General features: G+C 64.6%; 17 protein-coding genes. 5 read left to right on the forward strand and 12 right to left on the reverse strand.

What is annotated here, in order from left to right; genetic code table 11:
- Positions 1-4 precede the first annotated feature (4 nt).
- Positions 5-331, reverse strand: a complete 327-nt coding sequence (gene uraH / locus BJY26_RS08200) for a hydroxyisourate hydrolase (protein ID WP_179427254.1) — start codon at positions 329-331, stop codon at positions 5-7.
- Positions 328-822, reverse strand: a complete 495-nt coding sequence (uraD, locus tag BJY26_RS08205; protein ID WP_179427256.1) for a 2-oxo-4-hydroxy-4-carboxy-5-ureidoimidazoline decarboxylase — start codon at positions 820-822, stop codon at positions 328-330. Before uraD ends, uraH begins: the two co-directional genes overlap by 4 nt.
- Before the next feature lie 307 nt (positions 823-1,129).
- On the opposite strand from uraD, the gene BJY26_RS08210 reads away from it, so the two are divergent.
- The 3 genes from BJY26_RS08210 to bcp all read left to right on the forward strand — a co-directional run bounded on the left by BJY26_RS08210 (position 1,130) and on the right by bcp (position 2,651).
- Positions 1,130-1,297 (forward strand): hypothetical protein, encoded by a 168-nt coding sequence (locus tag BJY26_RS08210; protein ID WP_179427258.1) that lies wholly within the window; start codon positions 1,130-1,132, stop codon positions 1,295-1,297.
- Positions 1,298-1,364: 67 nt separating this feature from the next.
- Positions 1,365-2,141, forward strand: coding sequence for an SDR family oxidoreductase (locus BJY26_RS08215; protein WP_179427260.1), 777 nt, complete (start codon positions 1,365-1,367; stop codon positions 2,139-2,141).
- Between the two features lie 42 nt (positions 2,142-2,183).
- Positions 2,184-2,651, forward strand: a complete 468-nt coding sequence (gene bcp, locus BJY26_RS08220) for a thioredoxin-dependent thiol peroxidase (RefSeq protein ID WP_179427262.1) — start codon at positions 2,184-2,186, stop codon at positions 2,649-2,651.
- A gap of 75 nt (positions 2,652-2,726) precedes the next feature.
- Here the strand turns inward: bcp and BJY26_RS08225 are convergent, their stop codons facing one another.
- Entirely contained in the window at positions 2,727-3,170 is a 444-nt protein-coding gene (locus BJY26_RS08225) for a DUF3887 domain-containing protein (protein WP_237249117.1), read from the reverse strand.
- Between the two features lie 96 nt (positions 3,171-3,266).
- Between BJY26_RS08225 and BJY26_RS08230 the strand changes: the two genes are divergently transcribed.
- Positions 3,267-3,911 (forward strand): GNAT family N-acetyltransferase, encoded by a 645-nt coding sequence (locus BJY26_RS08230; protein WP_244953895.1) that lies wholly within the window; start codon positions 3,267-3,269, stop codon positions 3,909-3,911.
- 49 nt (positions 3,912-3,960) lie between these two features.
- Here the strand turns inward: BJY26_RS08230 and allB are convergent, their stop codons facing one another.
- The 8 genes from allB to BJY26_RS08270 all read right to left on the reverse strand — a co-directional run bounded on the left by allB (position 3,961) and on the right by BJY26_RS08270 (position 14,077).
- The gene (gene allB, locus BJY26_RS08235; protein ID WP_179427266.1) at positions 3,961-5,316 is read right to left on the reverse strand and encodes an allantoinase AllB; all 1,356 of its coding nucleotides are present in this window, start codon (positions 5,314-5,316) and stop codon (positions 3,961-3,963) included.
- 14 nt (positions 5,317-5,330) lie between these two features.
- Positions 5,331-7,097, reverse strand: a complete 1,767-nt coding sequence (gcl, locus tag BJY26_RS08240; RefSeq protein WP_179427268.1) for a glyoxylate carboligase — start codon at positions 7,095-7,097, stop codon at positions 5,331-5,333.
- Positions 7,098-7,121: 24 nt separating this feature from the next.
- Positions 7,122-8,000: a 2-hydroxy-3-oxopropionate reductase gene (locus BJY26_RS08245; RefSeq protein ID WP_179427270.1), complete on the reverse strand. Its 879-nt coding sequence runs from the start codon at positions 7,998-8,000 to the stop codon at positions 7,122-7,124.
- A 31-nt stretch (positions 8,001-8,031) separates the two neighbouring features.
- On the reverse strand, positions 8,032-8,844 hold the full coding sequence (locus BJY26_RS08250) for a hydroxypyruvate isomerase family protein (RefSeq protein ID WP_179427272.1): 813 nt from the start codon (positions 8,842-8,844) through the stop codon (positions 8,032-8,034).
- Between the two features lie 146 nt (positions 8,845-8,990).
- On the reverse strand, positions 8,991-9,812 hold the full coding sequence (locus tag BJY26_RS08255; protein WP_179427274.1) for a bifunctional allantoicase/(S)-ureidoglycine aminohydrolase: 822 nt from the start codon (positions 9,810-9,812) through the stop codon (positions 8,991-8,993).
- Positions 9,809-11,068 (reverse strand): DUF6986 family protein, encoded by a 1,260-nt coding sequence (locus BJY26_RS08260; protein ID WP_179427276.1) that lies wholly within the window; start codon positions 11,066-11,068, stop codon positions 9,809-9,811. The genes BJY26_RS08255 and BJY26_RS08260 overlap by 4 nt, the downstream gene beginning before the upstream one ends.
- Positions 11,069-12,667 (reverse strand): malate synthase A, encoded by a 1,599-nt coding sequence (aceB, locus tag BJY26_RS08265; RefSeq protein WP_179427278.1) that lies wholly within the window; start codon positions 12,665-12,667, stop codon positions 11,069-11,071. It abuts the gene before it with no gap.
- Positions 12,668-12,682: 15 nt separating this feature from the next.
- Positions 12,683-14,077, reverse strand: a complete 1,395-nt coding sequence (locus BJY26_RS08270) for an NAD-dependent malic enzyme (protein ID WP_179427280.1) — start codon at positions 14,075-14,077, stop codon at positions 12,683-12,685.
- A 181-nt stretch (positions 14,078-14,258) separates the two neighbouring features.
- Between BJY26_RS08270 and BJY26_RS08275 the strand changes: the two genes are divergently transcribed.
- Positions 14,259-15,017: an IclR family transcriptional regulator gene (locus BJY26_RS08275; RefSeq protein WP_179427282.1), complete on the forward strand. Its 759-nt coding sequence runs from the start codon at positions 14,259-14,261 to the stop codon at positions 15,015-15,017.
- A gap of 20 nt (positions 15,018-15,037) precedes the next feature.
- Here BJY26_RS08275 and BJY26_RS08280 read toward each other — a convergent pair whose 3' ends face one another.
- A complete protein-coding gene (locus BJY26_RS08280; RefSeq protein WP_179427284.1) occupies positions 15,038-16,579 on the reverse strand; it encodes an NCS2 family permease in 1,542 nt (513 codons plus the stop codon).
- Between the last annotated feature and the right edge of the window lie 3 nt (positions 16,580-16,582).

The following is a 16,582-nucleotide window of genomic DNA, read 5'->3' on the forward strand; positions in this document are numbered from 1 at the left end:
TGATTCAGCTCCCTCGGTAGGTGGAATAGGCAAATGGACTCAGCAGCAACGGCACGTGGTAGTGCTGGCTCGAATCCGTGAGCAGGAAATCGATGGTGACGCTGGGAAAGAAGGAATCGACACCGCATGCGCGAAAATAGGAGGCGGTGTCGAAGGCGATCCGGTAGGTGCCGGGCGGCACCGCGTCCGGACCGAGATCCGGCACGCGGCCATCGTCGTTCGTGATCGCCTCGGCCAGGACCCTGCCGTCCGTCGTCAGCAGCGTGACGGGTACTCCTCGGGCAGGCGTGCCGGACGCCGTGTCGAGCACATGGGTGGTGATCTGACTCATTGAAACAGTCCTCCCAGTCGGAGCACGGCGATCTGGCGGAGTTGCTCGGCCATGACCTCGCGCTCGGTTGCCGGATCGTTGGTCATGCGTTCACTCAGATTGGCGAGAATCTCCGCCCGCGTCCGGCCGGCAGCGCGAATCAAGAACACGTGCCCGAATTTGTCCTCGTAGGCGGCGTTACCCGCGTCGAGTCGGGCAGCCAGGTCGGCATCGGTATCGCCGAGAGACCCCTGTTCGGCCCGGGAGAGTGCTGCTTCGGCACTGTCGCCGTCGGCGCGCCGTCCGATCGGAGGGTGGTGGGTGAGCGCCTTGTCGAGTTCGGCGTCGGTCCACGGTTGGGCGGCCGTGCGGCCGGCCCGGGAGACGTCGTCCGGACCGGTATAGGGTCGCCGGTCGGCGACCTCGGCCGCCCAGCGTTCGATGTCGACGCACGGCAATAAAAGTGAAATCACCTCGCTGCGGGGCATCGCGTTGAACTCGTCGACTTGCATGAAGCCTCCAACCCGGGACGTTTGTGGATGGACCCGTGCCGGCCCAATAAAAAAGAGCCGACATCGGTGTGATGTCAGCTCATTTTTTCCCTGCCCGCTGCTCCCAGGGTCGCGGCGAACCGCGAACGTGGTGATCACACTAGCCCACATTTCTCCGTGGCGCACGTCACATTGCAAAAAATTTTTCCGTCGACCGGTGGTTGACCGCAGCGAGTGTCGCGTTTAACCTAATTTCAACCGAAGAAAATTAATTATCACAATACGAAATATCAAGCTGGAGATCGGCTGAACGGCAAGGAGGTCCGACATGACGGTAACCGGTTGCAACGAAGACTCGCCGGAGCTGGAGGAATCCGAAATCTTTGTCTCCGAGATTTATGGCTCGGTCAATGCCGATCCGGATTTAAGTGTGCCGGTTCGAGAAGAGTCGCGAACCTGGCGACGCGTCCTGCGGGCTTTCACCTCGCCCCGATGAGGCAATCGAATTCAGCGTGCCCCTCCGGCTAGGGTTGGAATGAGCAGTCCGCACGAAGAGGAGTCCCATGAGCCAGCCCGACGCGTCACCGGACGCCTACTATCCGAAAGTCGCAGTCGTCACGGGGGCCGGTACGGGAATAGGCCGAGCCGTCGCCCGGGAACTCTTGGCCGGTGGCTGGAAAGTGGCGTTGGCCGGGCGCAGGGCCGAGCCGCTGGACGAGGCGGCCGCCTCGAACCGCGATGCCATCACGGTGCCGACGGACATCACCGACGAGGCATCTGTTGCCGCGCTGTTCGGAGCCGTCGCGGACGCGTGGGGCGTGCTCGGCCTGCTGTTCAACAACGCCGGCGGATTCGGCGAGGCCGCCCGCATCGACGGAATCGATGCGACGGACTGGCGTCGAACCGTCGAAGTGAACCTCACCGGCACGATGTTGTGCTCGAAATACGCCTTCGCCGCGATGGCCGCCCAGGATCCTTCCGGGGGACGGATCATCAACAACGGCTCGGTCTCGGCACATGCGCCCAGACCGCTCTCGGCCGCGTACACCGCCACCAAGCACGCCGTCACGGGGCTGACCAAATCGATCGATCTGGACGGGCGGGCCTTGGGGATCCAAGCGGGCCAAATCGATATCGGCAATGCGGCAACCGACATGATGGCGGGAATCGGATCCGGGGCCGGGGCGTTGCAGCCGGATGGAGGGCGGCGGCTTGAGCCGACGTTCGACGTGGCCGACGCGGCTCGCACCGTGGCCATGATGGCCTCGCTGCCGCGCGCGGCGACAATCCACGAATTGACGATCACCGCCACCGGGATGCCGTTCCGGGCACGCGGGTGATTCCCGTAAGAGTACGACGACAGCTCGATGAAGGAGAAACGGATGACACAGCAGTTGGCAGTTGGGGACAAGGCGCCGGCATTTTCGCTGGAGAATGCGGACGGCGAGACGGTATCGCCGGCCGACTATGCCGGACGGAACGTCGTCGTCTACTTTTATCCAAAAGCCGGTACTCCCGGATGTACGACCGAAGCCTGTGACTTCCGTGACAATCTGGCCTCGCTGTCCGCGATCGGCTACGACGTCGTCGGCATCTCACCGGACGACCGGGCGTCGATCGCCGAATTCGCCCGGAACGAGCACCTGACGTTCCCGCTGCTCGCCGATCCCGATGCATCGGTGGCCAAGGCCTATGGTGCGTACGGCGAGATGACGTTCGGCGACAAGACGTTCAATGGCGTCCTTCGCTCGACGTTCGTCATCGGCTCGGACGGCAGGGTGGCCCGGGCGGAATACCGCGTCGATGCCAATGGTCACGTAGCTCGGCTACGTGAGCAGCTTGCGGCGTAGCTCGCTGCCCGGCCCGGCGCACAACTGCGCCCCGGCGCTCGCGGTGGCGCTACGCGTGGTTCAATCGCCGGCGCTTTAAAAGGGCAGAGGGCCGTGGTCCGTCGGCACGAGCAAGACGCCGACGACGCTGAGGCGGTCATTCACCGCGACGCGTCCGACAATTTCGCCGGCCTCGCATTCGAGAATCGTTTGCCCGATGACGACGCCGCCCAGAATCTCTTCGTCGACCTCGATCAGGGTCCCGTCGGGAAGCTCGGCACGGGTGTTGCGACATGCCTGCAGTGTTCCGACCTCGCTGAGGACCTTCTGCCACGTTTCGGACAGCAGCGAGGCGGGGAGCTCCTCGCGTGTGCGCGGTTCCATGAGCCCGTGCACACGCCGATAGTCGCCCTGTGACATCAGCTGCATCACCTGCTCGGTCACATCGATGACCGCGGCAACGGAGCGTCGGGCAATTTCGGCGCCGCTGACGGGATCGATGGGTTTGCCGAACCGTTTAAACGCTGCCTGTCGAGTCATACCAAGTACCTTTCCGATTTCGGCCCATGTCTGTCCTTGATCGCGAGCTTCACCCACGGCCTCGTTTAACCGGCGTCGGGCTGCCTCGACGGCTGCTTGTGCTTCGCGGATCGTGTTCATGCCGCAAGTCAACCATTGGTTGACGCATCTGTCAACCAATGGTTAACAATCGCGGGTCCGGTATGCAAGGATGACCGAGTGGTTCCCGTCGAGCATGATCTTCATCCCGAAACCGCCGTACGCTTACGCCCCTTGGGGGTGGACGATGAGCACGCCGTGCGCACGGCGCAGTTATCGATGGCGCGAGAAGGCTTCGAGTTCGCCTTCGGCCTTACCGACGAGACCGACTGGCCGAGCTACGTCACCGAACTCTCACATCGTCAATTCGGCATCGATCTCCCACCGGGCTCGGTGCCGGCCAGCTTCCTGGCGGCAGTCAGTGATGGCGTGGTTGTCGGCCGCAGTTCAATCCGACACCGTCTCAATGACGAGCTCCGCATTGTCGGGGAACATGTCGGTTACTGTGTTTTGCCCCAATTTCGACGTCAAGGTTTTGCCACCGAGATCTGCCGGCAGTCAGTGATCATCGCTCGTGCGTTCGGCGTCGATGGCGTCCTTCTCACGTGCGATGCGGACAACGTCGCGTCAAAGACCGTGATTGAACGCTGCGGCGGCATTCTCGACAGCGACTGGCCGCTGACCGGCACGGCACCGTCCAAATACCGCTATTGGATCAAGTAGGCACCGGATTCGGTCCAAAACCGGTGCCGGGGTAGCCAAATCCGGCTCGTTACCGGCGGAGCAGGGTGCCGGACGGCGTCCGGAAATCCACTTCCCGTCCCCGCACGAACGTGCGTTGCACAACGCCGCTGAGTTCGAGCCCGTCGTACGGTGTCACGGCGTTCTTGTGCAGAAGGGCCTCCGCATCGACTGTCAGGGTGTGGTCGTCGGCGAACACCGAGAAGTCGGCGTCGTAACCGACGGCGAGACGTCCCTTGCCCCGGACGCCCGCCACTCCCGCCGGGCCGCTGCCCATCCAGCCGGCCACCCGGGCCAAATCGAAGCCGCGACGCCTGGCCTCGGACCAGATCAGCGGCAAGCCCAGCTGTAGCGAGGACACCCCGCCCCAGGCAGTGCCGAAATCGCCGTCCGGGGGATTCTTCAGTTCAACGGTGCTGGGCGAGTGGTCGGAGACTATCGAGTCGATCACGCCGTCGCCGAGTGCCTGCCACAGCGCCTCCCGGTTCGCCTGACCGCGGATCGGCGGACAGCATTTGTAGGCCGTCGCGCCGTCCGGGACCCGCTCGGCGTCCAGCGTCAAATAGTGCGGGCACGTCTCGACGGTGAGCTGCACGCCGTCCCGCTTGGCTCGAGCGATCTCGGGCAGCGCATCGGACGACGACAAGTGCAGAATGTGCGCGCGAGCACCGGTACGGCGGGCCGTCTCGATGACAGTGGCAATGGCACTGTCCTCGGCCTCGTGCGGGCGCGAGCCCAGGAACGACGCGTACTTGCGGCCGGACGGCGGCGGCGAACTTGCAATGACGCGGGCGTTCTCGGCGTGCACGATCACCATCGAGCCGATGCGAGCGATCTCGGCCATATCGCGTTCCAGCTCAGTGTCGCCGATCGGCGGGAATTCCGGAACTCCGGAATCGATGAGGAAGCATTTGAAGCCGAACACGCCGGCGTCGTCGAGTTCGGCGAGACGCCGGGTATTTCCCGGAACCGCCCCGCCCCAGAACCCGACGTCGACGAATACCTGATCGCGGGCGACGGCGCGCTTGGCGGCCAGCGCCGGCACGTCGACGGTTGGCGGGATCGAGTTGAGCGGCATGTCCACTATCGTCGTCACGCCGCCGGCCGCGGCCGCACGGGTCGCCGACGCGAAACCCTCCCACTCGGTGCGGCCCGGCTCGTTGACGTGCACGTGCGCATCGACAAGGCCCGGCATCAGGACGGCGTCGGCGCCGACCTCGACCGCGCGCCGGCCGGCCAGGCCCGCGCCGGCCGGCGCTATTACAGTGATCACCCCGTCATCGACCCCGACCTCGAGGGGCCGGACGCCGTCCGGACCGAGCACGCGCGGCCCGCGTGCCACGAGATCGTGGACGGCTCCGGATTCTTCGGGGGAGTCGCTTTGCATGATCACTCCTTGCGCTACACGGTCAGCGGCGTCAGCGCCGTCGGCGCGTCGGCAGCCGTGCCGGCGAGTTCTTCGATCTCGTTGACGTTGTCCAGCTCGGTTCCCATCGAGATGTTCGTGATGCGTTCCAAGATGACCTCGACGATAACCGGCACCTCGAACTCGTGCGCCAGCGCGGTCGCTTTTTCCAGTGCCGCGGCCAGATCGGTGGGGTCCTTCACGCGCACGGCCTTGCAGCCGAGCCCCTCGGCAACCTTCACATGGTCGACACCGTAGCCGTCCACGTCCGGAGAGTTCACGTTCTCGAACGCGAGGGACACCTGATAATCCATGTCGAACGCGCGTTGCGACTGACGGATCAGCCCCAAATACGAGTTGTTCACGACCACGTGCACGTAGGGAAGCCGGAACTGCGCGCCGACGGCCAGTTCCTCGATCATGAACTGGAAATCGTAATCGCCCGACAGTGCCACGACAGTTTCTTTCGGCTTGGCCCGGACGACGCCGAGAGCTGCCGGCACCGTCCAGCCGAGCGGCCCGGCCTGGCCGGCATTGATCCACTTGCGCGGGCCGAACACGTGCAGCATTTGCGCGCCGGCGATTTGCGACAAGCCGATGGTGGACACATAGGTCGTGTCCGGGCCGAATGCTCGATTCATTTCTTCGTACACGCGTTGCGGTTTGATCGGAACGGTGTCGAAATGTGTCTTCCGCTGCAGGGTGCCCTTGCGAGCAGCGCAGTCGCCGGCCCAGCCGGAATAGTCCGGCAGAGTCCGCTTGCGCGCAGCCGCGATGAGTTCGTCAAGTGCGGCGCCGGCGTCCGACGTAATGCCGAAGTCCGGTGCGAACACGCGGCCGATCTGCGTCGGCTCGATATCAATGTGCACAAAGGTGCGCCCGGCCCGGTACGTGTCGAGTCCGCCGGTGTGGCGATTGGCCCACCGGTTGCCGATGCCCAGAACGAAGTCCGAAGCCAGCATCGATTCGTTGCCGTACCGGTGTGCCGTTTGAATTCCCACCATTCCGGCATTGAGCGGATGATCATCGGCCAGCGCACCCCACCCCATCAGGGTCGGCACGACGGGCACGCCAAGCAGTTCGGCAAACTGGACGAGCTTGTCGGAGGCGTCCGAATTGACGACGCCGCCGCCGGCCACGATGAGCGGTCGCTCGGCTGCCAGCAGCATGTCGAGCGTCTTCTCGGCCTGGGCGCGGGTTGCCCGCGGTTTCGCCGGCGTCAGCGGCGCATAGGCGTCGGGATCGAAGTCGATTTCGGCCATTTGGACGTCGAGCGGCAGATCGATCAGCACGGGCCCGGGGCGGCCCGATCGCATCAGACCGAACGCCTTTTGCAGGGCGCCGGGCACCTGGGCCGGCTCCAGCACAGTCATCGCCATCTTCGTCACGGGGGTGGCGATGGACTGGATGTCGACGGCTTGGAAATCCTCTTTGTGCAGTTTGGCCACCGGGGCTTGGCCGGTGATGGCGAGGATCGGGATCGAATCTGCCCATGCGGCGTACAAACCGGTGATCATATCGGTGCCCGCCGGCCCGGACGTTCCCAGGCACACCCCGATGTTGCCGGGGCCGCTGCGACTGTAGCCGTCGGCCATGTGCGCGGCGCCTTCAACGTGCCGGGCGAGCGTGTGCCGGAGGCCGCCGTGGGCCTTCATCGCTGCGTACAGGGGATTGATGGCGGCGCCGGGTAAGCCGAAAGTTTCGGTGGCACCTTCTTTTTCGAGGATCAGGACGGCAGCGTCAACGGTGCGCATCTTTGTCATTGTCTTCTCCTATGCGTGAATGGATTATTGGCGCCCGGACGTGCGTGCGACCTCGGTCAAGAGACCCGAGTGGTCGAGCCCGCCGTCTCCTTGAGCGACGATGTTGCCGACCAGCCCGGCGACCGTCGATCCGAGAGGGATGGCGACGCCCGCCTCGCGGGCGGCGGCGTTGACGATACCGAGATCCTTGTGATGCAACTGCAAGCGGAAGCCCGGCTTGAAGTCGCGGTCAAGCATTTTTTGTCCCTTTTGGTCAAGCACTTTGGAGCCGGCCAGTCCTCCGCCGAGCACCTTCAGCCCGGCTTCGGTGTCGACGCCGTACGCCTCCAGGAACACGACCGCCTCGGCAAGTGCCTCGATATTGGCCGCAACGATCAGCTGGTTAGCCGCTTTCACCGTTTGGCCCGAGCCGGAGGGGCCGACGTGCACGATTGTGGTGCCGACCGCGTCGAAGACCTCGCCGGCAGCGTCGAAGTCTTCCGGGGCGCCGCCGACCATCACCGACAGGGCGCCGTCGATGGCTCCGGCTTCGCCGCCCGATACCGGCGCGTCCAGTGGGCGAACGCCGGCGTCCCTGGCCCGTGCGGCGAGGTTCGTTGCCACATCGGGCCGGATGGTGGAGAAATCGATCCACAATGCGCCGGCCCCGGCATGGGCTAAGGCGCCGTCGTCGCCCGTGACGACCGCCTCGACGTCGGGGGAGTCGGGCACCATCGTGACAATGACGTCGGCGCCGTCCACCGTTTCGGCGATGCTGCGGGCAGCCTTGCCGCCGGCAGCCTTGAACTTCTCGGTCTTTTCCGGCGAGCGGTTGTAGCCGGTCACGTCGTGCCCGGCGTTGGCGAGGTTGGTGGCCATCGGCAGGCCCATAATGCCCAGACCGATGAACGCGATGGATGTCATGGGAATGTCTCCTTCAGCTGTGGGTGAGGTGCTATCGGGCGCCGGAATGGCCGGCGACCGGGCAATCGGCGACCCAGGCGAACGCCTCGGCCTTTGGCGCTTTGTATTCCAGGCCGATGAAGCCTTCGTAACCGCCTCGATGGGCCTTCTCGACCCAGTCGTGCAAGGGCAGTGATCCGGTGCCGGGCGCCCCGCGACCGGGGTTGTCGGCGATCTGGATATGAGCGAACGCCGCAGCGTGGTTCGCGATTGCGGCTTCGACGTCGTCGCCGTTGACTGCCAGGTGGTAGAAATCGGCCAAGAGACCGATGTTCGCGGCGCCGGTGGAGCGTACGGTCTCGATCACGCTCAGGGCATCGGCCACGGTGGTGATCGGATAGGCGGGCGCTCCGCTGACGGGCTCGAGCAGCACTGTGCCGCCGATGGCAGCGATGGCCTTGCCGGCCAGGGAGAGGTTTTCGATCGCCAGGAGGTCCTGATCGGCGTCGGACGCATCGTCCGTGCGGTTGCCGTAGAGTGCGTTGAAACCCGTGCAGCCGAGCTGACCGCCGATGCCGGCCACGACGTCCAGATTGTCGCGGAATTCCGTCGACCGGCTCGGAATCGAGACCAGGCCGCGCTCGCCGGCCGGCATGTCGCCGGCGTTGAAATTCAGGCCCGTCAGCTGCACTCCGGCATCGCGAACGGCCGACGTGAATTCGTCCACCTCACGGTCCGTCGGCACCGACGAGGAAAACGGCCACCAGAATTCGACGTTGTCGAATCCGGCCGCCTTGGCAGCTGCCGGGCGCTGCAGCAAGGGCAACTCGGTCAGCAGGATTGAACAGTTCACCGTGTACGTCATCGCATCTCCCTTAAATTTCGTAGAATGAAAAAATAATGTTGCGATATGAAAAGCGTAGAGGGAGTGCAGTGATCGTGTCAAGCAAAAAACTCGCCGAGTGGTGGATGGCATCCATCCACCACTCGGCAACAGGGAGAGGAGGGGAATTAGAGCGTCACATGGCGATTGACGTCCTTGTAGAGCAAGTACCGGAACTCGCCGGGGCCGCCGGCGTAACAGGCCTGCGGGCAAAAGGCGCGCAGCGAGAGGTAGTCACCCGCCTCGACCTCCACCCAGTCGTCGTTCAGCCGGTAAACGGCCTTACCCTCCAGTACGTACAGTCCGTGCTCCATCACGTGGGTCTCGGCGAACGGGATGACGGCGCCCGGCGAGAACGTCACAACGTTGACGTGCATATCGAACGACAAATCGTCCGGCGCGAGCATTCGGGTGGTCCGCCAGGTTCCGTTCGTCTCCGGCATCGATGCGGGTTCGATCTCGCGCTCATTGCCGACCACCGCGTGCGGGGGGTGCCCGTCCAACGGCTCGTAGCGCTTGCGGATCCACTGGAACGTCGCCGCCCGATCGCCTGCCCGGATGGACCAGTCGGTGCCGGGCGGCACGAACGCGAAACCGCCCGGTGCCAGGTCATGAGCAGCCCCGTCCAGTATCACGCTCACGGTGCCGGCGAGCACGAAAAGGAACCCCTCGACCTCCGGCTGCGGCTCCGGATCGGTCGAACCGCCGCCGGGGCCCAGCTCGACGAGATACTGCGCGAAAGTGGTGGCGCCGCCGGAAACCGGGCGGTTCAAGATCCACGTACGCGCCGACGTCCAGCCCGGCAGGACGCTCGTGACGATATCGCGCAGGACGCCGCGCGGGATGACCGTGTAGCCTTGCGTCACCACGGCCCGGGAGGTCAACAGCTCGGTCTGACCCGGTAGGCCCCCGGTCGGGCTGTAATACTGCGGGCCGGCGCCGTCGGTCATGATTGTCCTTTCGTCGTTCCGATCCCGGACAGATCGCCTGCCGGAATGCCCACCTTATCGGCGATTTCGGCCTCGCCCACGGCGCCGCACGAGACGCCGCGGCGCAGGAAGTCCGCAAGCGCCTTGGCCGTTGCCGGCTCGTCGAGTACCGCGCCGGCCACTTGATGAATGTAATCGTGCAGCCTGCCGGCAGCCGCTTCGAATCCGGACCGGTAAAACCGGTAGGTGGCAAGATACCTGGTGAGAAGCTGTGCCGGGTGCATGTCCCAGCCCTGGTAGAAGCCCGCCGCCAATGACCGGCCGACAAGCCGACCGTGCAGCCGCCACGCTGCGGCGACGGCGTCCGGATCGCCTACCGGCAGCACATTGGACGACCCGTCGGACAGCCGGACGCCGGTACCGGCCGCGACCACTTGCATGATCTGCTTGGCGAAATCGGCGGCTGGATGGTCCATGGACTGGTGCCCGGCTGCAATCTGCAGCGAGGCGCTGTAGTCGTACGTGCCGTAGTGCAGGCCGCTGACCCTCCCGTTGCCGGCGTGCACGGCGCGAGCCAGCGGAACGGTGCCGTCGGCCCCGAGGATCAGCTGCGGCGTCTCGACCTGCACCTCGAACCGGAGCCGGCCGTGGTCCAGGCCGTGTGCCGCTTCAAGGGCGGCGCAGACCGCGACCATCGCCTCGACCTGTGCGCCGGTACTGACTTTCGGAAGGGTCAACACGAGCCCGTCCGGCAGGCCCCCGGCGTCCATCAGTGCGGAAATGAACAGATCAAGAGTGCGAAGGCCACGCCGCCGGGTCGGCTCCTCGAAGCATTTGAACCGGATGCCGATGAAGGGCGGGGTCGTGCCGGCGCACACCGCTTCGGCCACCCCGGCGGCCGCTCTCTCGGCGTCATCGTCCTCGACGGCGTCACCCCGGTCCCCGTACCCGTCCTCGAAATCCAGCCGCAAATCCTCGATGGGTTCGGTTTCGAGCTTGCGCCGGACGGCGTCGGCAACGGCGTCCGGCGTCTCGATGGCCGCCGCCCGGGAAACGCCGCCGATCCCGCCGTGACCGTCCGCGACGGCCAGCGCGTCCCGGCCCCACTCGGCGCAAAGTCCCGGGTGGAACTGATCGGCCGGCACGTAGACCGTGTGCACGGGCTGACGCGATCCGCGCTCGCCCGGGTATGCGGTGCTCAGCAGTTCATCGGTGTCGGCCAACCGGGCATCGATCTCTGCCGCGATCGAGTCGGTCAAAACCGTGTGTGCTCCCATTTACGGCACCATCTCATACGCCGGCAGCGTGAGGAAGTCCGTGAACTCGTCGTCAGTGACAAGCCGGCGCACCAGATCGGCGGCCGGAACGTAGTACTCGTCGAACAGTGCACCGTCGACCTCGCCGCGAAGCCGTTCGGTCTCCTCCTCCAAGAGCCTCGAGACCAGATCGATGGTCACCTTCTCGCCGGTGTCGGCCAGCGCCACATTATTGTGCAGCTGCTGCCACACCTGGCTGCGTGAGATCTCGGCCGTTGCGGCGTCCTCCATCAGATTATGGATGGCCACGGCGCCGTTGCCCGACAGCCAGACCGCGATATACGCCACCGCCACGTACAGATTGAGCCGGACGCCGGCCTCCGTGACGCTGCCGCCGGCCGATTGGAAGTCCAGCAAATCATCCGGCGCGACCGTGACGTCATCGCGCTTCTTGGCTACCTGGTTCGGCTCATCGCCCAGGACGTCGTCGAACACCTCCCGGCAGATCGGCACCAGATCCGGGTGAGCCACCCATGAGCCGTCGAAACCGTCGCGGGCTTCGCGCAACTTGTCCTCGCGCACCTTGTCGAATGCCGCGGCAGTCACTTCCGGTTCCCGGCGATTCGGGATGAACGCGGCCATGCCGCCCATGGCATGGGCGCCGCGGGCGTGGCAGACCTTGACGAGCTGCTCGGTGTACGCGCGCATGAACGGCGCGGTCATCGACACGTCCGACCTGTCGGGCAACACGAACTTCTCGCCCGACGTCCGGAAATATTTGATGATGCTGAACAGGTAGTCCCACCGGCCGGCGTTGAGCCCGGACGCGTGCTCGCGCAGCTCGTAGAGAATCTCCTCCATCTGAAATGCGGCAGGAATCGTCTCGATCAGCATTGTGGCCCGGATCGTGCCGTGCGGGATGCCCAACTCGTCCTCGGCGAACGAGAAGACGTCGTTCCACAAGCGTGCCTCGAGGTAGCTCTCCGTCTTCGGCAGGTAGTAATAGGGGCCCGAACCCGATTCGAGCAGCGCCTGCGCATTGTGAAAGAAGTGCAGGCCGAAATCGACCAGCGCGCCCACGGTGGGTTTGCCGTCGACGAGCACATGCCGCTCGGGCAGGTGCCAACCGCGCGGGCGCATGACGACAGTTGCCAGCGGGGCATCGGTGCGCAGCGAATAGATCTTGCCGGCGTCGCTGGTGAAGCTCAAATCCCCGCGGGCGGCGCGGTACAGGTTGTATTCGGCGTCGACGACTCCCGGCCAGGACGGCGTGGACGCGTCTTCGAGGTCGGCCAACCACACTTTGGCGCCGGAGTTCAGCGCATTGATCGCCATTTTCGCGGGGGTGGCCGGTCCGGTCATCTCGACCCGCCGGTCGCGCAGCGCCTCGGGCGTCTCGGCGACCGTCCAGTCCCCGTCGCGGACGTCGGCGGTTTCGGGTAAGAAGTCCAGCCGGCCGGTGCGGGCGGCGGCTTCGCGATCGGTCGCGCGCTTCGTCAAGAGTTCGTCGCGGGTGGCGGCGAAATTCCGCTGCAGTTTCTCGACGAACGCCAAGGCGTCGTCGGTCAGGATGGTGTCGGCGCCCGGAGTGGGATTGATATCGGTGACGGTGATGGGCATTGTGTGATCGCCTTTCTAATTCGCGGTAGTTGGGCCGGCGGCATTCGCCACTGCGGCGGCCACGTCGGCTGCCACCTGTGGATCGAACACGCTCGGGATGATGTAGCCGGGCATGAGCTCGTCCGGGCCGATCCTGTCGGCGATGGCCGCTGCCGCCGCAGTGAGCATCTCCGGCACGATGTCGGTGGCGTCGGCATCGAGAAGGCCGCGGAAGAACCCGGGGAACGCCAGTACGTTGTTGATTTGGTTGGGAAAGTCGCTGCGTCCCGTGGCGACGACCGCCGCATGCTTCGACGCGGCGAGCGGATCGATTTCCGGGTCCGGATTGGCCATGGCGAACACGATGGCGCCCGGGGCCATCGAAGCGACGTGTTCTTCGGTGAGGACGTTCGGCGCGCTCACGCCAATGAACACGTCGGCGTCCACGAGTGCTTCGTGCAGCGTGCCCGTGAAGTTCCGCGGGTTCGTCGTCTCGGCAAGCCTGGCCCGTTGCGGGTCGTCGTAGGTCTCGTGGTGGTTCAAGGCGCCGCTGCGCCCGCCGGCGATGATGTCGGTGGCGCCGCGGGCCTGGAGCAGTTCGACGACTGCCGAACCCGCCGCGCCGACGCCCGAAACGACTACCCGCACGTCGGCGATCTTCTTGTTCACGACGCGCAGCGCATTCGTCAACGCCGCAAGGGTCACGATGGCGGTGCCGTGCTGATCGTCGTGGAAGACCGGGATATCGAGTTCATCGCGCAAGCGCGCCTCGATCTCGAAGCACCGGGGCGCTGCGATGTCCTCGAGGTTGATTCCCCCGTACACCGGAGCGACGGCCTTGGCCACGGCAATGATCTGCTCAGTGTCCTGGGTGTCCACGCACACCGGCCATGCATCGACATCGGCAAACTGCTTGAACAGCGCCGCCTTGCCCTCCATTACGGGGAGGGCGGCGGCCGGGCCGATATTGCCGAGACCGAGCACTGCGGAACCGTCGGTGAGCACGGCAATCGTGTTGCGTTTGATGGTCAGCCGTTTGGCATCGTCCGGGTTGTCGGCGATGGCGCGGCACACTCGCGCCACCCCGGGCGTGTACGCACGGGATAAATCGTCGCGACCCAGCAGCGTGACCTTTGGCGTGACTTCGAGCTTTCCGCCCACATGCAGCAAAAACGTCCTGTCGCTCGTCTTGCGAACGCTCACGCCGTCCAGCTCATCGAGTTTCCCGGCAATCTGCTCGGCGTGCCGGGTGTCTCCGGCATCGGCGCTCACATCGACGACGAGCGAGCGGTGGCTCGACTCGATCACGTCGAGTGCCGTGATCGAGCCGCCCGCCGAGGCGACGGCCGCGGCTATCTGCGTGGTGGCGTTGTAACTGGGCGGGGCCTCGAGCCGCATGGTGATCGAGTAGCCGGGACTGGGGTTGGCCATGGAGCCTCCGTCGTTGTCGAGAGCCCTCTCGGAGCTTATAAATTTCACAATACGGATATTATTATCTACAAAGTGAAATCACAACCTTTTCGTCTGGTGAAAATCTCGGTAGGGGTTGCGGTATGTTGGAATTGAATTTCCGCGCGTCGGAAAACGAACCAAGGAACTGGAGAGTATCGATATGGCGCAAAACGGTGCCCGTGGGGTGCAGTCCGTTGAGCGGGCGCTGGAAATCCTCGAGCTCATCACCGATGTGGGCGGGGAAGTGACGTTGAGCGAGTTGTCCGCGCATACGGATCTGCCGTTGCCGACCATTCACCGGCTGCTTCGTACGCTTGTTGGGCGAGGATATGCCCGCCAGCTTCCCAACCGGCGCTATTCGCTCGGGGCCAAGCTGATCCGGCTGGGCGAGGTGGCGGGCAGTCAGTTGGGCGGGGCCGCTACACCGTACCTCAAGGAAATCGTCGACACGCTTGATGAAACGGCGAACATGGCGATTTTGGAATCCGACATGGTCGTCTACATCGCTCAAGTGCCATCGAAGCATTCGATGCGGATGTTCACCGAGGTCGGGCACCGTGCTCACCTGCACGACACCGGCGTGGGCAAGGCAATTTTGGGTGAACTCGACGATGCCGAAGTGCGCCGCATTGTCGAGCGCACCGGCATGCCGACTCCCACTCCCAAGAGTCTGGGCACCATCGATGCTTTGCTGGATGAACTGGCTCGCGTGCGCGAACGCGGGTACTCGATCGATGAAGAAGAACAAGAACTCGGCGTCCGCTGCTTTTCCATGATCGTGCCGGACGCCCCGACGCCGATGGCGATTTCGGTGTCGGGGCCCGTTTCCCGCGTCGACGACACATTTGCCGAGCGGGCAGTGCCGACCCTGCGTGACGCCGCCGCCAAGATCTCGAAGACCCTGGCTCAACAGGGGTAAGCGGCGTCGCAGCAGTGAAATCAGCTGATCCCGAGGATTTGTTGGATCGGTCCGACACAGAAGTACACGACGAACGCGGCCGACACCACCCACATCAGCGGATGGACCTCTCGGGCGCGACCCTGAACTGTCCGAATGATCGAGAACGCGATGAATCCGGCGCCCAACCCGTTTGCGATCGAATAGGTGAACGGCATCAGGGTGAACGTGAGAAACGCCGGGAGCGTGATCCCGATATCGGACCAATCGATGGTGCGGATTTGCGACACCATCATGAAGCCGACGACCACCAGAGCCGGCGCCACCGCTTCGAACGGCACTACCGACACCAGCGGTGCGATGAAGGCCGACGCCAGGAACAACAGCCCCGTGACGACGCTGGCGAACCCCGTGCGGGCACCCTCGGCGATGCCTGCCGCGGACTCGACGAAGATCTCGTTCGAGGACACCGAGCCGAACCCGCCGGACATGGACCCGATGGCATCGACCAGCAGTACGCGGTTGGCATTCGGGAAGTTATTGTCCTTGTCGAGCAGATGCGCTTCGCTGGCCAGGCCCGTCATCGTGCCCATAGCGTCGAAGAAAACGCTGAGCAGAATGGTGAACGTCAACAGCACGGCCGAGATGAATCCGATGTCGGCAAACGCGCCGAACAGACTGATCTTTCCGAACAAGGACAGGTCCGGGACTGAAAAGAAGTCGTGCGGCATGTTCGGCACCATGAGCGACCAACCGCTCGGGCTTTGCGAACTCGGCGGAGTGTCGGTGAGCGCCTGCAGGATCATGGCGAACACCGTCGACGCCACGATGCCGATCAAAATGGCGCCCTTGATCTTGCGAACCTGCAAAATGATGGTGAGTACCAGCCCGAAGACGAAGACGAGGGTCGGCCAACCCACGAGCAGCCCGCTTTGCCCGAGTTGCACCGGAACCGTCGTCCCGGCGGCGTCCGGGACCCGGCGGACGAAGCCGGCGTTCACCAGGCCGATAATCGCCACAAACAAGCCAATCCCGACTACTATGGCGGTCTTCAGCCCGGCCGGTACCGCTCTGAAAACCGCTTCGCGGAATCCACTGAGCACCAAGAGGAACATGATGACGCCCGAGATCAACACGAGACCCATCACATCCGGCCAGGTCAGTCCCTTGGTGGTGGCGATTGTCGCCGAAACGAAGGCCGTCACCCCCAACCCGGCCGCCAGTGCGAACGGATACCTGGCCCATGCACCCATCAGGATCGTCGTCACGCCGGCAACAATGGCAGTGACCGCTGCCACCTGCGGGACGCCGAGAGTCTGACCCGATCCGTCCGGCCCGCTCAAGATGAGGGGATTGAGCACCACGATGTAGCACATCGCAAAGAACGTGGCCAAGCCTCCGCGTATCTCGCGGAAGAACGTCGAGCCGAGCTCGGTGATCTTGAAATATCTGTCGATCGGTCCGGGGCGCTTGGTCTTCCGGCCCGGGTCGTTTGATGCGGGGTCCTTTGATGCGGGGTCGAAAGATTCCGGGGCGGACGGCCCGGCGTTCGGCGAGCCGGACGAACGTGATGTCAATGCCATGAT

The sequence above is a fragment of the Spelaeicoccus albus genome, assembly GCF_013409065.1.
GTDB classification, from domain to species: domain Bacteria; phylum Actinomycetota; class Actinomycetes; order Actinomycetales; family Brevibacteriaceae; genus Spelaeicoccus; species Spelaeicoccus albus.